The following is a 14701-nucleotide window of genomic DNA, read 5'->3' as shown; positions in this document are numbered from 1 at the left end:
TCACACCCCAATCAGCGCATCAAACGTCCCCACCACATTCAGCCTCCCGTACCCCGCTGATGTCAAGTTAGTGTCACGTAAATTTTTTGTTATTTTTTGTCGATGGCCTCGAAAAAGCTGATATTTTCGTGGGGCTGATGTTAAATTAATGTCATGTCGGGCGAAAATTGATGTTAAATTAGTGTCAAGTTATTTGGGAGTAAAAACTCACTATCTCTCCCCAAATTTCTCATTACAGCACCTGGGCTTTTCCCGTGTATGGATGACTCTCTGCATAAGCGGAGGCTTTTACCGCAAACTCGCCTGCTGCCATTTTGTCAAAGTACTCCCGCTGCCATACCGTATAATCGAAATCATCCCTTTTAATAAGGGAAATAAAATACTCCGCATCAATAACTCCCAGATTATCTACAAGGCATGCAAATCCCTGATCCAAAATGTTCACTGCGTTAGCCATTAGCCATCAGCCTCCATTCTTCTAATAAATTCTCCCGGTGTTACCAAGTTAATCTTTTCAGACTGATATTTTAACAGCCTGTCGTCTGTTGTCACAAAATAATCACATTCAGCCATAAGAGCACAGGCCACATGATATGCGTCTTTTTCCTTTACGCCTGTTTCCATAATGGAATCGGCAATTTCTGCAAGCATGTCGCCGTGCTTATTACTGACATACAATGTAGCGTAGTCTTTCATAAACTTTTCAATTGCCATCTTCTTTTGTATTGACCGATTATTGCTATTCTCAAAATCAAGAACATATGATGTGACAAGCTCTATCTGTTTTTGCCTAATCATGTCCTGTATATGCAGCTTTGCCTGCGTTTCTAAATAAATACGCATTTGCGACTGATCATCATAGGGGCGGTTATAACTACAATTATCCAAATATATTCTCACGTCTTTATTCTCTCCTTCCCCTAAAATACGCCCTTTTGTCTTATCTTAACACAATTGACGGGAATAATCCACTTCTTTTCACTTTCTATAAAGCCGTGAACATGCTACTGGTTGTTCAGTCTCTTCATAAATCAGGCGTTCGTCCTCCTCTATATTACTGCGGAACCGCTTCGTCCGCGCCACGTTCGCGCTGTGCTCCAGGCTCTCTGTAGTCACCAAATGCACCGGCTTTTCCAAGACTTCTGTCAAATCGTGATATAGGGCCCCGAGCGCGAACATCCCTTTGATTTTCCCGGCATCAATCCGCAGGTCGATATCGCTCTTCCCTGTGGCCTCTCCGCGGGCATAAGAGCCAAAAAGATAGGCGCGGCTAACACCATGACTTCTCAGAATCGGATATACGATTGCCTGTATCTCTTCCAGCGCATATGTTCTCTCCATCAGAAGCTTCCTTTCCTCCCTGCAATTGCTTCATCTGTTCTTAGTATAGCTGATTGCCATTGGCAATACAATAACAATCAGCATCCATATGCAAAAATCACCCACTTTGTGGCCATCAAAATGAGTGATTTCCCGATTTGCGTGATTGCATCACCCGATTTACGGATGCTGGCGCCTGGAATCGCCTACGATGTCATAAGTGAGCTTTCCCAGGATACGCTCCCCAATCCTGTCCTTGTCCATCTCAAATCCATACAGAATCAGGTTGGCATCTGCCATGCTGACCCCTGCTTTCTGGAAGATGTCCTGAAGCTGCCTCAGATAGGTCTCGTTGTATGCATGCTTCTTATGCAGCAGCTCCCTGACGAACTGTTTATGCGACTGGTAGATCTCCTCCAGCCCAAAGAACCGGATGGTACTTTCCGTGACCTCAAACTCGCTGCTGCCCTCCGGCGCATCGTTCTTCAGCTTCAAGATGAATTCGTCATTGCTCCCCACAAGCGCCTGCACGTTCTGGGGATCGTCCACTTCAAAATGAACCAGGTCCGAAAAGCCTGCCCTGTACGGGTTCCAGATGTTCCCAAAGCTGTCCTTTTTGACCATGCGGTTACAGACAAGACAGACCGGCACCAGGTTGTACAGGCTTAGGGCCAGCAGAGGGAACAGGCTCTGCGGATAGAAATGGTCCAGGTCTGCTGTGACATGCTGTTTCCCGGATACCTGGAAAGACGTGATGTATTGACGGTTGCAATATGGGCATACCTCAAGCCGGAAAGCCTGCTTGACCTGGATTTTCAGCCCTGCGTCGATCATCTCATATTTCACGAAACGCCTCAGACAGCCATTCCAGCCCTCGAAGACAGCTTCATATGCCTTTAACAGAATCAGCATCTCCCTGTCGCTTCCACAGGCCTGTTGCGGCATCACCGTCCTTAGCGGATATTCTGCCATGAGCGCATCGATATGGTGGCAATCAAGATATTCCCGCCGCTTCTCCCTATAGTATGGGCGCCTGGCATGCCCCGTCTTCGCGCAGGCGGCCTTCCACTTCTCCCGCTCCCTCCCGTAGCAGCATACCATCCTGCCCATGTCCAGGTACATCCCTGCCCAATGCCATTTAGCCGCCAACTCCTCAATGGGCCGGGAAAGGAGGGCATCCAGAAAGCTGTCGTCCAGGGCCCCGCTGCTGGCCAGGATGCCCGACTTGGCCAAGGCTACGAGGAAATCTGGCGGAAAGCCTGGGCTTTCCTGGACGAATGCTTTCTTTATGTCCGGTATTATTCTTTTTCTATAGTCTTCTTCTATAAGGGCAATCCCTTTATCTTTCAGGTACATCATCTGAGCTCATCCCCCCTGAGCAGCCTTATCTCTTCTTCCAGTATCCTGATGCGCTTCTCTCTATTGTCCTCCCTGGCTCCGCCCAGCTCCTGCAGCTTATTCTGCAGCATCGAGTTCACCTGTGACCAGATGAACGGATCTCCGATTGCGGAGACATATGCCAGGATCGCGGGGAGCTGCGGGTCATCCACAGATTCCAGTTCCTTAATCTTCCGGATGACCTTCCCCTCGAAAACCTCATTTCCCAGCGCCCCAAACGGTGAGCTCAGGAAGAACGCGTCTGCCATGATGTCGTGGATATTGCTCAGCAGCCCGTATCTGGACGGATGGACCTGGATGGCTCCGCTCTCCTGCTCCCGCTGGAAGCACAGCACGTTCTCCTTCAGCACGTCCGATATCATGAACGGTGAATGGGTGGATACGATTATCTGATAGGCCGTGCGCTCCTTTCCCCATGCCCTTGAGAGCATCCTCGTCAGGTCGCTCAAGAACCTCCGGCTCCACTCAGGGTGCATGCTCAGGTCCGGTTCGTCCAGGAGCAGGATTCTGGTTCCGTAGACATCGCGGTTCTCTTTGGGCATCCTCTCCACGCTCTGCATCACGCTGGAAAAGAGCCGCAGGAAGGCCTCCTCCCCCTCGCTGATGTTACGGTATTCGCATCGGATGGAGGGCGAATCCAGTGAATCCTCGCGATATCCGCCCTCCCTTCTGTACTCTTTAAAAAGGTCGAAGATCCACTCCACATTACCAGAAAGCGAAGACTCCACCGCCGGTATGTCCACCTGATGCTCGCTGGAAAAATGCCCCTCGTCCATCTGCGATAAGGCCGCCAGCATCCTCGCACGCCTTCGGATATCTCGCTTCAGTTTTTTCTTTTTGTCGGATTGCTCCTGCCGGAACCATGGGGGCGTGGCATCATTTGAGAGATTATCCATTCTTACATCATATCTGTACAATGCCGGGACATCGCCGTACCCCGACTCGTGGAGCATCCTATAGTAAAGCTCCAGAACATCCTTCGGCAGCCCCGTCCCACCGGTATCAACACCAAGCGCCGCTTCTTGTATCAATTGGTCTTCCGAAACCAGGGCGCTTTCCAGCTCTGTCACGAACAGGCAATGCAGGTTGAGCAGGAAGCGGGCCTTCGTCCCCTGGAACCCTCTGAGGTCAGACGCTTGTCCCAAGTAGGCTTCGCTGTCCACTTTGATAGAGAATTCCACGTTCTCCGCGCGGACAGTCTCATTGATCTGTCTCCTGTTCACGCAGACGAACCGGAAGAAGCTCCATGGATCTGCCTGCTTCACCACGCGCTTCGCCACTCCCCTGTCCGCTCTTCTGCGGATAGAAAAAGGACGGCCGCTTACCGGGCAGTAATATAATTGGAGCTTGTCCGAGATACCGCCCCTTCGGAAACATGCCAGCTCCCTGCCCTGCATAGCGAAATAGCAGGAATAGCTCCCCCCAGTGCCTGAAAGCTCTCCTATGAGATTGGAGACCAGCCTGGCATTCCATCCCTCCAGATAATAGGTCGCCTGGCGGGATTCCCCCCTGTCCGGGACATCCACCGCATACACGCAGAACCAGCCCATGGAGGCCGCCCTCTCCCGATGCTTTCTCTTAAGGTTCTCCGCAAAGGCCTCGGGCTGGGCCAGCAGCTCCATGACGCTGGTCTTCCCGCTGCCATTGCTCCCTACCAGGAGGCTGATGTTCGCGATGCCTGCCCCATATATTCCTTGAAGCGGATTTTCCTTTGGCGAGATGGTCAGGGTGCGGTCCCCCTCTTTCGCATAGCGGACATCATAGTTTGACGAGAGCATGAACTCCTGCTTCTGGAAGCAGTAGCCGAAATCCTCTATATACAGATAAATCAGTTCAGGATAAGCCATCTCTTATGTACCTCGATTGCCTTGTTTTTCTTTAGATTCTATCACAGAGCTGTCATTGTCTGCAATAACGAAGTCAGTCATATGAATCATTATCCCGTTCCATATGATATTCCCTGTACTCATCCATATGTGCGTCCAGATAGCCTTTCAGTTCGCCATTCACCTTAGACAGGATTCCCATCTCCTCTTCCTTCACTCCATCCAGCAGCATGCACAGCTTTTTTCCTTGGAAATCCTTGCATTCTTTTACATTCTCTTTCATCAGGAGATTCCGCGCTGCAAGGCATCTCTTTTCTACTTTCTCGTAATACAGATTCTTATAGTCATGGGCAAGATATCCTTTCCGGAATAAATATTCCAGGCGCCTCGTCATCAATATCTTGTGATCCAATAGGCTGCACAGCCCTCGCCGGTCGCAATGGCCATATCTGTTTTCTGCCACATGAAGGTAATACTTTTTCAGCTCTTCATAACAGTCTATACCGAATACATAGTCAGCCAAGGTCTGGGGCGGATTCAGATATTGTGCAAGGTCATGCTGGAGCTTTCCTATCTGCATCATATGGTTCGTTCCCGCCACATGCTTGTTTCTGCCTGCCATCACTGAAAAGAAATAGATTCCGTCCGGCCTTCCCATATGATCCCCTATTCCAAGCTCCGTGATAGGAATGTCCGCTGCCTTTTCAAAATCCCCATAGCAGATTTCCTCAAACACGAACTTTCCAATGGTGTTGTTGTCAGCCGCATGAATCTTTCCTGCGGCATCATCATAGCCCCAGAGCAGGGCATTATGGTAGTCGGGCTCTTTATAGCCCCTGTAAATGCTACGGTCAAGCATTATATAGACATAATAGTCATTTTCGATGCATTCCCTGACGAAATCAAGCCTTGAATCCCATCTGCTTTTCACCATTTCATCCGGGATGCTCATAAACTTCAGCCATGGATTGGCTTTCATTTCATAGAAATTGAAGTCGCCATAATACTGATAGTAAAAGTCCACAGTACCCAGTCACTCGATTGCCGTATATAGATTGCGCAAGGTGAACATCTGTATATAGTTGCAGTTCAGCCACGCCTCTGTTTCTGGATACGCAGATAATATGCTATACACTGCGGCTTGATGTCCGAAGCTCCGTATGATTGGTTCTGTAATCTTCAGTTTCCTGGCACCCATTTTATCCTTCTCCCCTCCTGCATTTTGCAACAATATCGGCGGCAATGAAGCTCACCGCCAGTCCAATGGCACGTAGCAGGCCGCCCCTAGCCGCTATCATATATGGTAAGCTACCTATCGCCAGCCCAAAACCCGCGCCAGCCCTATCCCGGTATACATATAATTCTATCTATCGATAAGCTACCGCCATTGAGCCACATCTGCCGTGACACAGCATCGTATCCGCAGTGCCAATCCTGCAATGGCAGATTCCATGTCCCGCCGCTGCATCGTGGTAGACGGAGCTTCAATAGCATGCTGTGCACCGGAAATGTGATGAAAGCTGTAGATAGGCCGTCCCCTTCCAGAAGTACGAAAAGGCCCTGCTTTCACAGAGCCTTTCAGTGCTTTCTTCTTACCAAGCCATACATGGGTTCCGGCCATTGCCCAACGGGATTTCCAGATATCTGGAATCCAGCAAGCCATCTATACCGTCTTTTTCCCAAACCTCCCCAGGTATGCCCGCGCCATCTCCAGGGATATGTCCAGCTTCCTCTGCAGTCTCCCCAGGATGTCGTCATCGGACAGGCCAAACTCATACCCAGTCTCTATAATCTCTTCCGCTCTTCCTTCCACCCTGCCCTCTATCCTGGTCTCCTCAAATACAGTATACATATCCACATCTCCTCTCTGCTCCAGCGCATCGTAGTCAATCTTATTGTCCACCGCCCCTGCGGCTGTCATGATGACAGTTTTATCCACACGGCGTTCCTTCGTGTATCCTATTGCCCTGCTTCGAATCTCGCCCGCAGGGCGGCTGCCGTCCAGCAGAATCTCCAGGAGGTTGAAGAGGTCTACATTGTTCATGTCGTGCAGCACCAGGTCATTCTTCCTGGCCTCCACCAGCAGCATCCTGTAGTCGTTCACATACTTCCTCAGCTCCTCTGGAATGTCCAGCATTCCATGCAGGCTTGTCGCCCCATTCCATGGCTTCCTCCCATAGTACACGGTCACTGTGATGACAGGCATGAATCTGTCCGTGCGCTTCATCCTGGACAGGTACTCATCCTCTTCCATACCTTCCGCGTCTTTATACTTCGTGGCATTGCTGTCATACTGCTTCTTGTAAGCGCTGTAGTCATAGCCCATCACCCGCATTGGCATCGCATAATCAATATGCTCCTGCGATTCGTTCCCCAGCATCACCAGCTCTATCCCATAGGCGGTAGACTTCTTCCTGACTTTTATGTTGTCCCTTGATGCCGTGATTCCCTCTGCGTACTTTCTGTGCTCCAGTACGGTGGAGCTTTCCGCATCCAGATCCTCCAGCTCGTCTGGCTGTATCACCCGCTCTCCCCCGAACAAGACTGCGTTGAAGAGGTCCGCGAACCGCTCATTGTCCCTCCAGTAGCTCTTCAGTACCACATCCGGCTTCAGGTTCCGTTTCTTTTTTGCCATGCTGTATTGTTTCCTTTCCTGCTTTTTTATTATACTATTCCGTCAGAGGAATTTCAAGGCTATCCCACCTCAGAAGTCGCCTTTCTCTGCAATGTCCTGCGGCATCTGTTCCGAAAAATCCCATTCAATCTCCACCCTCTTATCCTTATAGACTGTCACCCTTCGGATGAAGGCATCCACCACCTCCTGGGTCAATGTCTCCAAATGGGAATAGCGGATAATCTGCTTCATGTCCTGCTTGTCCCTGTCTGCCTCTTCCTCTATCCGGCTGCGCTCCCTATCTGCTTCCTGAATCTTCCCGGATAGCTCCTCCATCCGACCAGCCAGTTCGTCAGCCCTGCTCCGATATTCCCGGGCATCCATCTGGCCGACCGCATAGCTTTCATACAGGGCATCCCTTTCCCGCTGCACATCAAGATATTCTTTCCGCTGCTCCCTGCTTTTCCTGGTAAGGCTCTCCAGGGCCTTCCTCTGGAACCGTTCCACATCCCTGCGCTGCCTGATCTGGTCTCCCCTGCGCATCAATTCCTGATTCAGCAGGGTAAGCACCATCTCCTCCAGGATGGCCGCATTGAAATAGGTGCAGCAGTCCGGTATCTGCAGGAGGGAATGCTTCCTGCACCAGAAATGGCGCGGAGCCTTTCCGTTCTGCGGCTTGTAGTTTAAGGAATATCCGCACCCGCCGCAATAGATTCTTCCAGTCAGCGGATGCTTCTCCCGCTTCCGCTTTGTGGAATGGCCCGGGGCCGCCAGCGCAACATGGTCAAAGACTTCCTGTGTCACCAGCGGCTCATGATGGCCCGTAATCACCTTCCATTCATCCTCTGGAACCGCAATCTTCCCTTTGCTCCCCACGGACCTGCGCACGGTCTTTCCATAGGACATCTCGCCCAGATAGAACCTATTGCCCAATATATGCCTGACCATGGCACTGCTCCATGTGTGGTTCTCTTTCAGGGCGCTCCTGTCAGGGAAGCGCATCTGCGTCGCCGTAGGCACCTTTTCCTCGAAAAGCCGCTTTGCGATCTGCGCACTGCTCATGCCGTCCACAGCCATGGCAAAAATGGAACGGACAATCTCCGCCTCTCTTTCATTGACGATTACGGCATTTTTTACCTCCCGGCTCTTCTCATAGCCCAGGGGGACCTGTCCGAACACGTACTCTCCGGCTGCGCATTTGCTTTCAAAGGATGTCTTCACCTTGATGGAGATGTCCTTGCTGTACAGCGCATAGACCAATGTCTGGAATGCCGTGTCAAAGCCAAGGGGCTTGCCGTCTTGTTTCCTGCTGTCATAGCCGTCATTGATGGCAATGAATTCCACTCCCATGGCTGGGAACACCTGGCTCAGATATCTCCCGGCCTCGATATAATTCCTGGAAAAGCGGGAAAAATCTTTCACAAGGATGCACCCAATCCTGTTCTGCCTGACTGCCTTCAGCATTTCCTGCATCCCCGGACGTTCCATGTTGGTACCTGTGAATCCATCGTCACAAAATTCTAAGACATCATTATCTTCCAACATTTTATCTTTTTTGATATAATCCAGTAAGAATTCCCTCTGATGGCTGATGCTGAAGCTCTCCTCCTGCCCTCTATAGGCAGTCCTGGCAGTGTAGTCTTCTGTGGAGATTCGCAGATAAATGGCCGTCTTGCGTCTCTCTGTCATCCTACTTCACCCCTTCCATATGGACATCGCTGTAAGTGAACAATACCTCCACCCGTTTCCCCGGATAGACATAGATTCTCTCAATCAGCGCCTCCACCAGCTCTTTGGTCAGCTCACCCCCGCTTTTCAGCTTTATCAGGCAACGAATGGCTTTCAGATAGATGTCTCCTTTCCGTTCCAGCGCCTTTGCTTCTTCCTGATGCTGGCTTTTCAGCTTTTCCAGTTCCTGCAGGCGCTCATCCTTCCAGAGCCGGTAGCGGACATACTCTTCCTGGGGCAGGCTTCCGGTACGGTATGCCATGTACCTCTCGCCCTCCTCTTCCGCCAGGGCCAAGATGCCCCTCTCCGTCTGCCGCAGCTGCCGCTCCAGCTCCTGTTTTTTCTGCCGTATCAGGATCCGCCCCTGCTCCACATAATCCCTTTGCTTCTTCAGCTGGGTGGCAAATTCCGTGCGGAACAGCACTGACAGGATATCCGTCAGTTCCGTTCTGGAGATGCGGTTGTTCTCCGGGCACGCTCCCCTCTTGTCCGCGATACTGTCCATGCAGAAGTATCCGTCCTTCCTCTCCTTCCTGCCGTCCGCATACTCTTTTACATGGCTGTTCCGGGTCATCTTTCTGCCGCATACGCCGCAATACAGGACCCTGTCAAAGACATTCTCCCCGATGGGGGCGCCATCCGTAGGATGGGCGTGGCTGCCCGTCCGTTCCTGTATCCTGCGGTGGACTTCCTGCACCTGTCCGTAGAGTTCCGGCTCGATTATGGCCTCATGGGCATCTTCCTTTTTCACCCATTCCTCCCCCGGCCTGCGGATGCGGTTCTCCTCTTTCCTTGCGGTAAGGGATGTCCTGCCCTGTACCAGCCTGCCTGTATAGGTGGCGCTCTTCAGGATGCGTTCCGCTGCACCCCTGTCCCAGCCCTTATACGTCATTCCGGCTGGGCAGTAGACCTCTTTCGTCCTGCTGTAAACGCCGGGCGGGTTGATCCTCCTCTCATTCAGGGCATCCGCCACGGCCTGGCAGTTTTCCGTCTCCAGGAATCTCTTATAGATGAACCGGACGACCTCCACCGTGTTCCCGTCCGGCCTGAGCTTCCTGATCCGCCCATCCTGGTATGCCTCGTACCCATAGGGCGGCAGGCCTCCTACATAGGAGCCGGCCTCCCTTCGCTGCTTCAGGGACAGCTTCGCCTTGGCCGAGAAGTCCTTGGCATACATGTCGTTCACCAGGTTCTTGATCTCGGATGCCATCTGTCTCGTGCTGCTGCCGTCCGTCCCTGTATCGTATCCGTCCGCGACGGCGATGAAGCGGACTCCCAGAAGCGGGAATATCTTCTCTATGTAGTTTCCTGCCTCCAGGTAGTTCCTGCCGAACCGGGACAGGTCCTTGACGATCACGCAGTCGATGTCGCCCAGGCGGACATCCTGCATCAGCCTCTTGAAGTCTTCACGGTCGAAGTTCGTTCCGGTCTTCCCCAAGTCGGCATACTGGCCGACGATCTCTATCTTATCCCCATGATGCCGGTTCCAGTCCGCTACATAGCTTTTGGCAATCTCAACCTGCGTTTCTACTGATTCATTCTTTAAGGCCTGCCCGCAGGCCTTGGATCCCTGATCCGAGGACAGCCTGGCATAGATTCCAGCCTTATAATATCTCGCTCCTTGTATCTTCCCCTGTCCGGCTCCTGATGCCGCGTTTTTGGCACTGCTGGAAGCATGGGTACGTTTTGATGTCCTTGCCATATCATGCCCCCCTTTCCGTGCCAGGGCGGGTTGGCGATGTCCGGCTTTCGGCACTTTCATATGCCATACGGTCATCTGAATCGGCATCCGCTTCATTCCCTGCCTGCCAGTCCTTCATCGCCTGATACTGGTCGGTAAAATAGAATTCAATCTCTATCCGCTTCCCCTCATACACCCAGATCCTTTTCACAAGGCTGGCCAGGGTATGGCGGTCAATCTCCTTCAGCTCCAGGGAATCCTGAAAGGCCGCAAGGCGCCCTGCGCTCAATACGCCGGCCTTGAACATCTCCTTGACGAGCTGCTCCTGTCTTCCCTCCGCGGCAGCCAGGTTTTCCGCCTTCTTCTGGAACTCCCCATGGAGCCGTCCAAATTCCTCCTTGGTAATGACCCCTGTCCGTAGATCCTCATACAGCCCGGCAGTCAGGCTGTAATATTTCTCCTGTTCCTTTTTCAGACGTGCGATTTCCTTATTATAGCTGATGACCGCCTGCAGGTTGGCCTCCCGTTCCTTTGCCTGGGCAAAGAGCTTCTCCTGCTCCAGGAAGTCATTGGCGTAGCGGCGGATGGCGGTCCCTGCCAGCTCCTTCAGCACGGCCTCCTCTATGCTGTGGCGGCTGCACCCCTCCCCCCGGTTCTTGGTGGAGCAGATGTAATAGACCTTTTCCGTCCCCTTGTAGCAGTTGACCCGCCTCACCATCTGCTCCCTGCAGTCCCCGCAGAACAGGAGGCCCATGAACGGGCTGATCTCCTTCCTTTTCGGGCTGACGCGGCCGTCCGCCTTCAAAAGGTTCTGCACGATGGCAAAGTCATCGGCAGAGATGATGGGTTCGTGGGCATCTTCCACCCGTACCCATTCCTCTTCCGGCTTTTCCACGCGTTTCTTTACCTTTATGTTGACCCGCTCTGTCCTGCCCTGCACCAGGTGGCCCAGGTACACTTCGTTGGTCAGTATCCGCCGAATGGACGGGCTGCTCCATTTGGAGCAGCTGCCCCTGGTGAAGCCTCCCCGGTAGTTCAGCCCCAGGGACTTCTTGTACTCCTTTGGGGACAGGATATGGAGGTCATTGAGCTTTTCCGCAATGGCAGAGACGGCCATCCCCTCAATCTTCCACGCGAAGATCCTGCGGACAATCTCTGCCGCGTAATCGTCTACCAGCAGCGTGTTCCTGTCCTCCGCCGATTTCCGGTAGCCGTACACGGCAAAGGCTGCAAGGCATTCCCCCTTCCTGCGCTTCACAGCAAGCTGGCTCTTCACCTTGGTGGAAATGTCACGGCAATAGCTGTCGTTTATGAAATTCTTTACCGGCAGTACGATGTTGCGCTCCCCGGCATCCGCCGAAAAGCTGTCGTACCGGTCGGTGAGGGCGATGAATCGCACCCCCAGAGCCGGGAATACCTGGTCCAGGTACCTGCCGGTCTCGATATAATCGCGCCCGAACCGGGACAGGTCCTTCACGATGACGCAGTTCACCCTCCCCGCCTCGATGTCGCTTATCATCCTTTTGAATTCTGGCCTCTCGAAGTTGCTGCCGGAATAGTTGTCGTCCGCATAGCAGTCGAAGAGCTCCATGTCCTCCTGTTCCCGGATAAAGGAACGGATCAGCTCCCTCTGGCTGCCGATGCTGTTGCTCTCGGCTTTGAACGTGGCTCCTGCACCTCCCGGGCTTCCGGAATCAGCGACAGCTCCTGCATCGCTGTCCTCCCTGGAAAGCCGGAGGTACATGGCCGCATAGAAATATTTTGATTGCCTGTTTGAATTTTCGTTTCTCATGGTATCACTCCTGACTTTTTTGTTAGGGAAAAGCCGATGGCCTTCACGAAACTGGGAGCCAGGAGTTCCACTGATTTGTCCTGCCATCAGATTAACACAAATCTTACCATCTTTCAAGCCTCTTTTGGAGACTTTGCCGAACTTTTTCGGAATCCTTCTTGGAGCCCATTCCGGAATCCCTTTTCCACTTTTATAGGTAGATTTCTGACATTCTTCGCAGATACTCCGCCATTTTGTCATCTATGGTTGCCCCGCTTTCCTGGAACCTGACCTTTACCACATAGACCCCTATCCGGTTCACATAGACGTTCTTTGTCTGTTCGGCAAAAGCAGCCAGTTTTTTCTCCACTGGCTGTGAAGTGTCAATTTTGATGTCCCGCAAGTCGGTCAGTTCGGAAATGTCCACGGTGCGGATATCGGTCTGTGCCATTTCCGCAAGCATCTCTTTTGTCAGCTTCATGGCAGCCTCTCCTTTCCCTCCTGTACTCCGGCCTCGCGGCCAGCAGACGCACTGCTCTGATACTGACCTGTGGCTGTCTGCTGACCCGTATTCATTTTATTTTTCTTTTGGATTGTCCTATGACAACCCGGATTGTCCCTTTTTTCTGCAGTTTTCCCGACCCGGATAACCGCTATATCTATCACTAAAAAGAGGATAAGCAGACCTACCAGAGCAAGCCCGCCTATCTCACACAATAACCTCATATTTTTCGCCTTTCTCTCTTCCCTGGCCGACATTCTTCCGAAATCTCTGCCAGTTCATTCCTTATCCCCAAAATAACTCTCCGGCTTGTTACCCCTGATAAAGATTCCTACATCCTCTATCCTCTCCGTCACCGGCATGTCGGGCAGGGCCGCCAGAATGTCATTCTTATATCGCCCGCTGGCCCTGCAGTCCAGGATGGAGAACACACAGATATCCGTCTCCCTGCGTATGCCCCGCCCAATCCACTGACGCAGCTTCATCAGCATCGCCGGTACAATGGCCTCCGCCAGATACTCATGGAAATCCTCATGCAGGGACTTTTCGTATTCCAGCACCGGGTCTGGCGCGGGAAAGGGCAGCTTCACCACCACAAGGGATGAAAGGATGTCCCCGGCCAGGTCAATCCCCTCCCCGGCGCTGTCACTGGCAAGCAACACCCCGTTCCCGCTCTTTCGGAACTCCCAAATGGCCTCCAGCTTCCCCTTTCCCATGGAAAACAGCGGGAAATCTTCTATCCTCCCTGCAAGCTCCTGATGCACTATCTCCATCATCCGGTAGGATGTGAACAGCGCCAGCGTATGCCCATGGCTCTGCTGAATCAGTTCCGACAGCCTGTCTGCCACCGCTTTCCGGTAAGCTGTTTTCCTGACATTGGGAAACGGCATATCTTCCGGCAGGTACAATAAAGCATGGTTCCAGTAATCAAAAGGCGATGCCTTGCTTACGTTTAAAATCTGTTTCCGGTTCAGCAGATCAATCCCTGTCTGGTGCATGTAGCGGCTGAAATCGCCGCCTACGGACAGGGTTGCCGATGTCAGGAGGTATGGTTTCCCGTTGCTCCACAAGTCCTCATGGAGCAGGAGGTCAAGGTGCTTCGGCAGCGCGCAGAGCCTGCAGGATGCCGCTCCTGTATATTCCAGCCAGCAGATAAAATCCTCATAGTCACGAAGTACCGTCAGCTTCTCCTGCTTCTGTTCCAGCCTGCCGGAAATACGCTTATATGCCGCATTTCCCCGGTCTGCGGTATAGAAAAGTACTAACAGGCTCTTTATCACGGCTGACAGTGCTTTCAGGGATAACTGGACGGACGGTGTGAATATGACTTCCATGCTACTGTTGTCATACCGCACTCCTGCAAATTTTTTCAGGTTTTCAAACAGGGCTGTGTTCAACTCCAACATTTCCTCACACAGAGAAAGCGTCCCCCTTTTCTCTGGTCTGCCTGCCACGGCTCTTATAATACTGGCTGCCACAAGCTCCAGCTCAACATTTTCAAAGCTGAGCCCGTACATCTGTCTGGCAGCCTCCGGCAGCTTGTGGGCTTCGTCAAATATTAAAATGCCATGCTCCGGAAGCAGACGGTTCCTGCTACCTTTCCTGCTCAATATATCTGCTAGCACAAGGTTGTGGTTCGCAATCTGGAAATCCACCTTCCCCTGGTTGGATTTTCTGAGGAAGGTGCGATAACGGCATACACTGGAAAATTCGCAGGTGTTTCGGCAGTTCTCCACACAGATCCGCTCTTTTACATAGTCTGTCAAGGGCTGGCCGTCCAGGTCAAGGGAAACGGTGCCCACGAAAAGGGCTGTCAGAATTTCTATCAGTTTTTTATCCTCCAGCCTATTATTATGGCTGA

The 14701-nt window shown here is 52.2% G+C and carries 13 protein-coding genes; all 13 read right to left on the bottom strand.

Features of this window, described 5'->3' with window-relative positions; all coding sequences use genetic code 11:
- Positions 1 to 232: 232 nt before the first annotated feature.
- Complete coding sequence (locus tag Q2B33_RS18120) at positions 233 to 457, bottom strand: hypothetical protein (RefSeq protein WP_300783894.1); 225 nt, start codon at positions 455 to 457, stop codon at positions 233 to 235.
- Positions 457 to 900, bottom strand: coding sequence for a hypothetical protein (locus Q2B33_RS18115; protein ID WP_300783896.1), 444 nt, complete (start codon positions 898 to 900; stop codon positions 457 to 459). The genes Q2B33_RS18120 and Q2B33_RS18115 overlap by 1 nt, the downstream gene beginning before the upstream one ends.
- Positions 901 to 978: 78 nt before the next feature.
- Complete coding sequence (locus Q2B33_RS18110; protein ID WP_300783898.1) at positions 979 to 1341, bottom strand: nucleotidyltransferase family protein; 363 nt, start codon at positions 1339 to 1341, stop codon at positions 979 to 981.
- A gap of 159 nt (positions 1342 to 1500) precedes the next feature.
- On the bottom strand, positions 1501 to 2553 hold the full coding sequence (locus Q2B33_RS18105) for an HNH endonuclease domain-containing protein (RefSeq protein WP_300914147.1): 1053 nt from the start codon (positions 2551 to 2553) through the stop codon (positions 1501 to 1503).
- 122 nt (positions 2554 to 2675) lie between these two features.
- On the bottom strand, positions 2676 to 4565 hold the full coding sequence (locus tag Q2B33_RS18100) for an AAA family ATPase (protein ID WP_300783902.1): 1890 nt from the start codon (positions 4563 to 4565) through the stop codon (positions 2676 to 2678).
- Between the two features lie 73 nt (positions 4566 to 4638).
- The gene (locus Q2B33_RS18095) at positions 4639 to 5568 is read right to left on the bottom strand and encodes a hypothetical protein (protein WP_300783904.1); all 930 of its coding nucleotides are present in this window, start codon (positions 5566 to 5568) and stop codon (positions 4639 to 4641) included.
- Between the two features lie 639 nt (positions 5569 to 6207).
- Positions 6208 to 7179, bottom strand: coding sequence for an Rpn family recombination-promoting nuclease/putative transposase (locus tag Q2B33_RS18090; protein WP_300783906.1), 972 nt, complete (start codon positions 7177 to 7179; stop codon positions 6208 to 6210).
- Positions 7180 to 7248: 69 nt separating this feature from the next.
- Positions 7249 to 8847 carry a recombinase family protein gene (locus Q2B33_RS18085; protein WP_300783908.1) on the bottom strand — a complete coding sequence of 533 codons (1599 nt, stop codon included), beginning with the start codon at positions 8845 to 8847 and terminating at the stop codon, positions 7249 to 7251.
- Position 8848: 1 nt separating this feature from the next.
- Positions 8849 to 10588: a recombinase family protein gene (locus Q2B33_RS18080; RefSeq protein WP_300783910.1), complete on the bottom strand. Its 1740-nt coding sequence runs from the start codon at positions 10586 to 10588 to the stop codon at positions 8849 to 8851.
- Position 10589: 1 nt separating this feature from the next.
- Complete coding sequence (locus tag Q2B33_RS18075) at positions 10590 to 12359, bottom strand: recombinase family protein (RefSeq protein ID WP_300783912.1); 1770 nt, start codon at positions 12357 to 12359, stop codon at positions 10590 to 10592.
- Between the two features lie 190 nt (positions 12360 to 12549).
- Entirely contained in the window at positions 12550 to 12819 is a 270-nt protein-coding gene (locus tag Q2B33_RS18070; protein WP_300783914.1) for a DUF6870 family protein, read from the bottom strand.
- A complete protein-coding gene (locus Q2B33_RS18065; RefSeq protein ID WP_300792133.1) occupies positions 12816 to 13097 on the bottom strand; it encodes a hypothetical protein in 282 nt (93 codons plus the stop codon). The genes Q2B33_RS18070 and Q2B33_RS18065 overlap by 4 nt, the downstream gene beginning before the upstream one ends.
- A gap of 21 nt (positions 13098 to 13118) precedes the next feature.
- Positions 13119 to 14642, bottom strand: coding sequence for an ATP-dependent DNA helicase (locus Q2B33_RS18060; protein ID WP_300914145.1), 1524 nt, complete (start codon positions 14640 to 14642; stop codon positions 13119 to 13121).
- Positions 14643 to 14701: the final 59 nt, after the last annotated feature.

The organism is uncultured Acetatifactor sp. (assembly GCF_948601915.1).
Lineage (GTDB): Bacteria > Bacillota > Clostridia > Lachnospirales > Lachnospiraceae > Acetatifactor.
This window is presented reverse-complemented; position numbering and strand designations above follow the sequence as displayed.

Bases quoted from the DNA above. Each gene is read 5' to 3' on its own strand.
- Q2B33_RS18120 (WP_300783894.1), bottom strand. From the start codon at position 457: ATGGCTAACGCAGTGAACATTTTGGATCAGGGATTTGCATGCCTTGTA.
- Q2B33_RS18080 (WP_300783910.1), bottom strand. From the start codon at position 10,588: ATGGCAAGGACATCAAAACGTACCCATGCTTCCAGCAGTGCCAAAAAC.
- Q2B33_RS18085 (WP_300783908.1), bottom strand. From the start codon at position 8,847: ATGACAGAGAGACGCAAGACGGCCATTTATCTGCGAATCTCCACAGAA.
- Q2B33_RS18090 (WP_300783906.1), bottom strand. From the start codon at position 7,179: ATGGCAAAAAAGAAACGGAACCTGAAGCCGGATGTGGTACTGAAGAGC.
- Q2B33_RS18110 (WP_300783898.1), bottom strand. From the start codon at position 1,341: ATGGAGAGAACATATGCGCTGGAAGAGATACAGGCAATCGTATATCCG.
- Q2B33_RS18070 (WP_300783914.1), bottom strand. From the start codon at position 12,819: ATGAAGCTGACAAAAGAGATGCTTGCGGAAATGGCACAGACCGATATC.
- Q2B33_RS18100 (WP_300783902.1), bottom strand. From the start codon at position 4,565: ATGGCTTATCCTGAACTGATTTATCTGTATATAGAGGATTTCGGCTAC.
- Q2B33_RS18075 (WP_300783912.1), bottom strand. From the start codon at position 12,359: ATGAGAAACGAAAATTCAAACAGGCAATCAAAATATTTCTATGCGGCC.
- Q2B33_RS18065 (WP_300792133.1), bottom strand. From the start codon at position 13,097: ATGTCGGCCAGGGAAGAGAGAAAGGCGAAAAATATGAGGTTATTGTGT.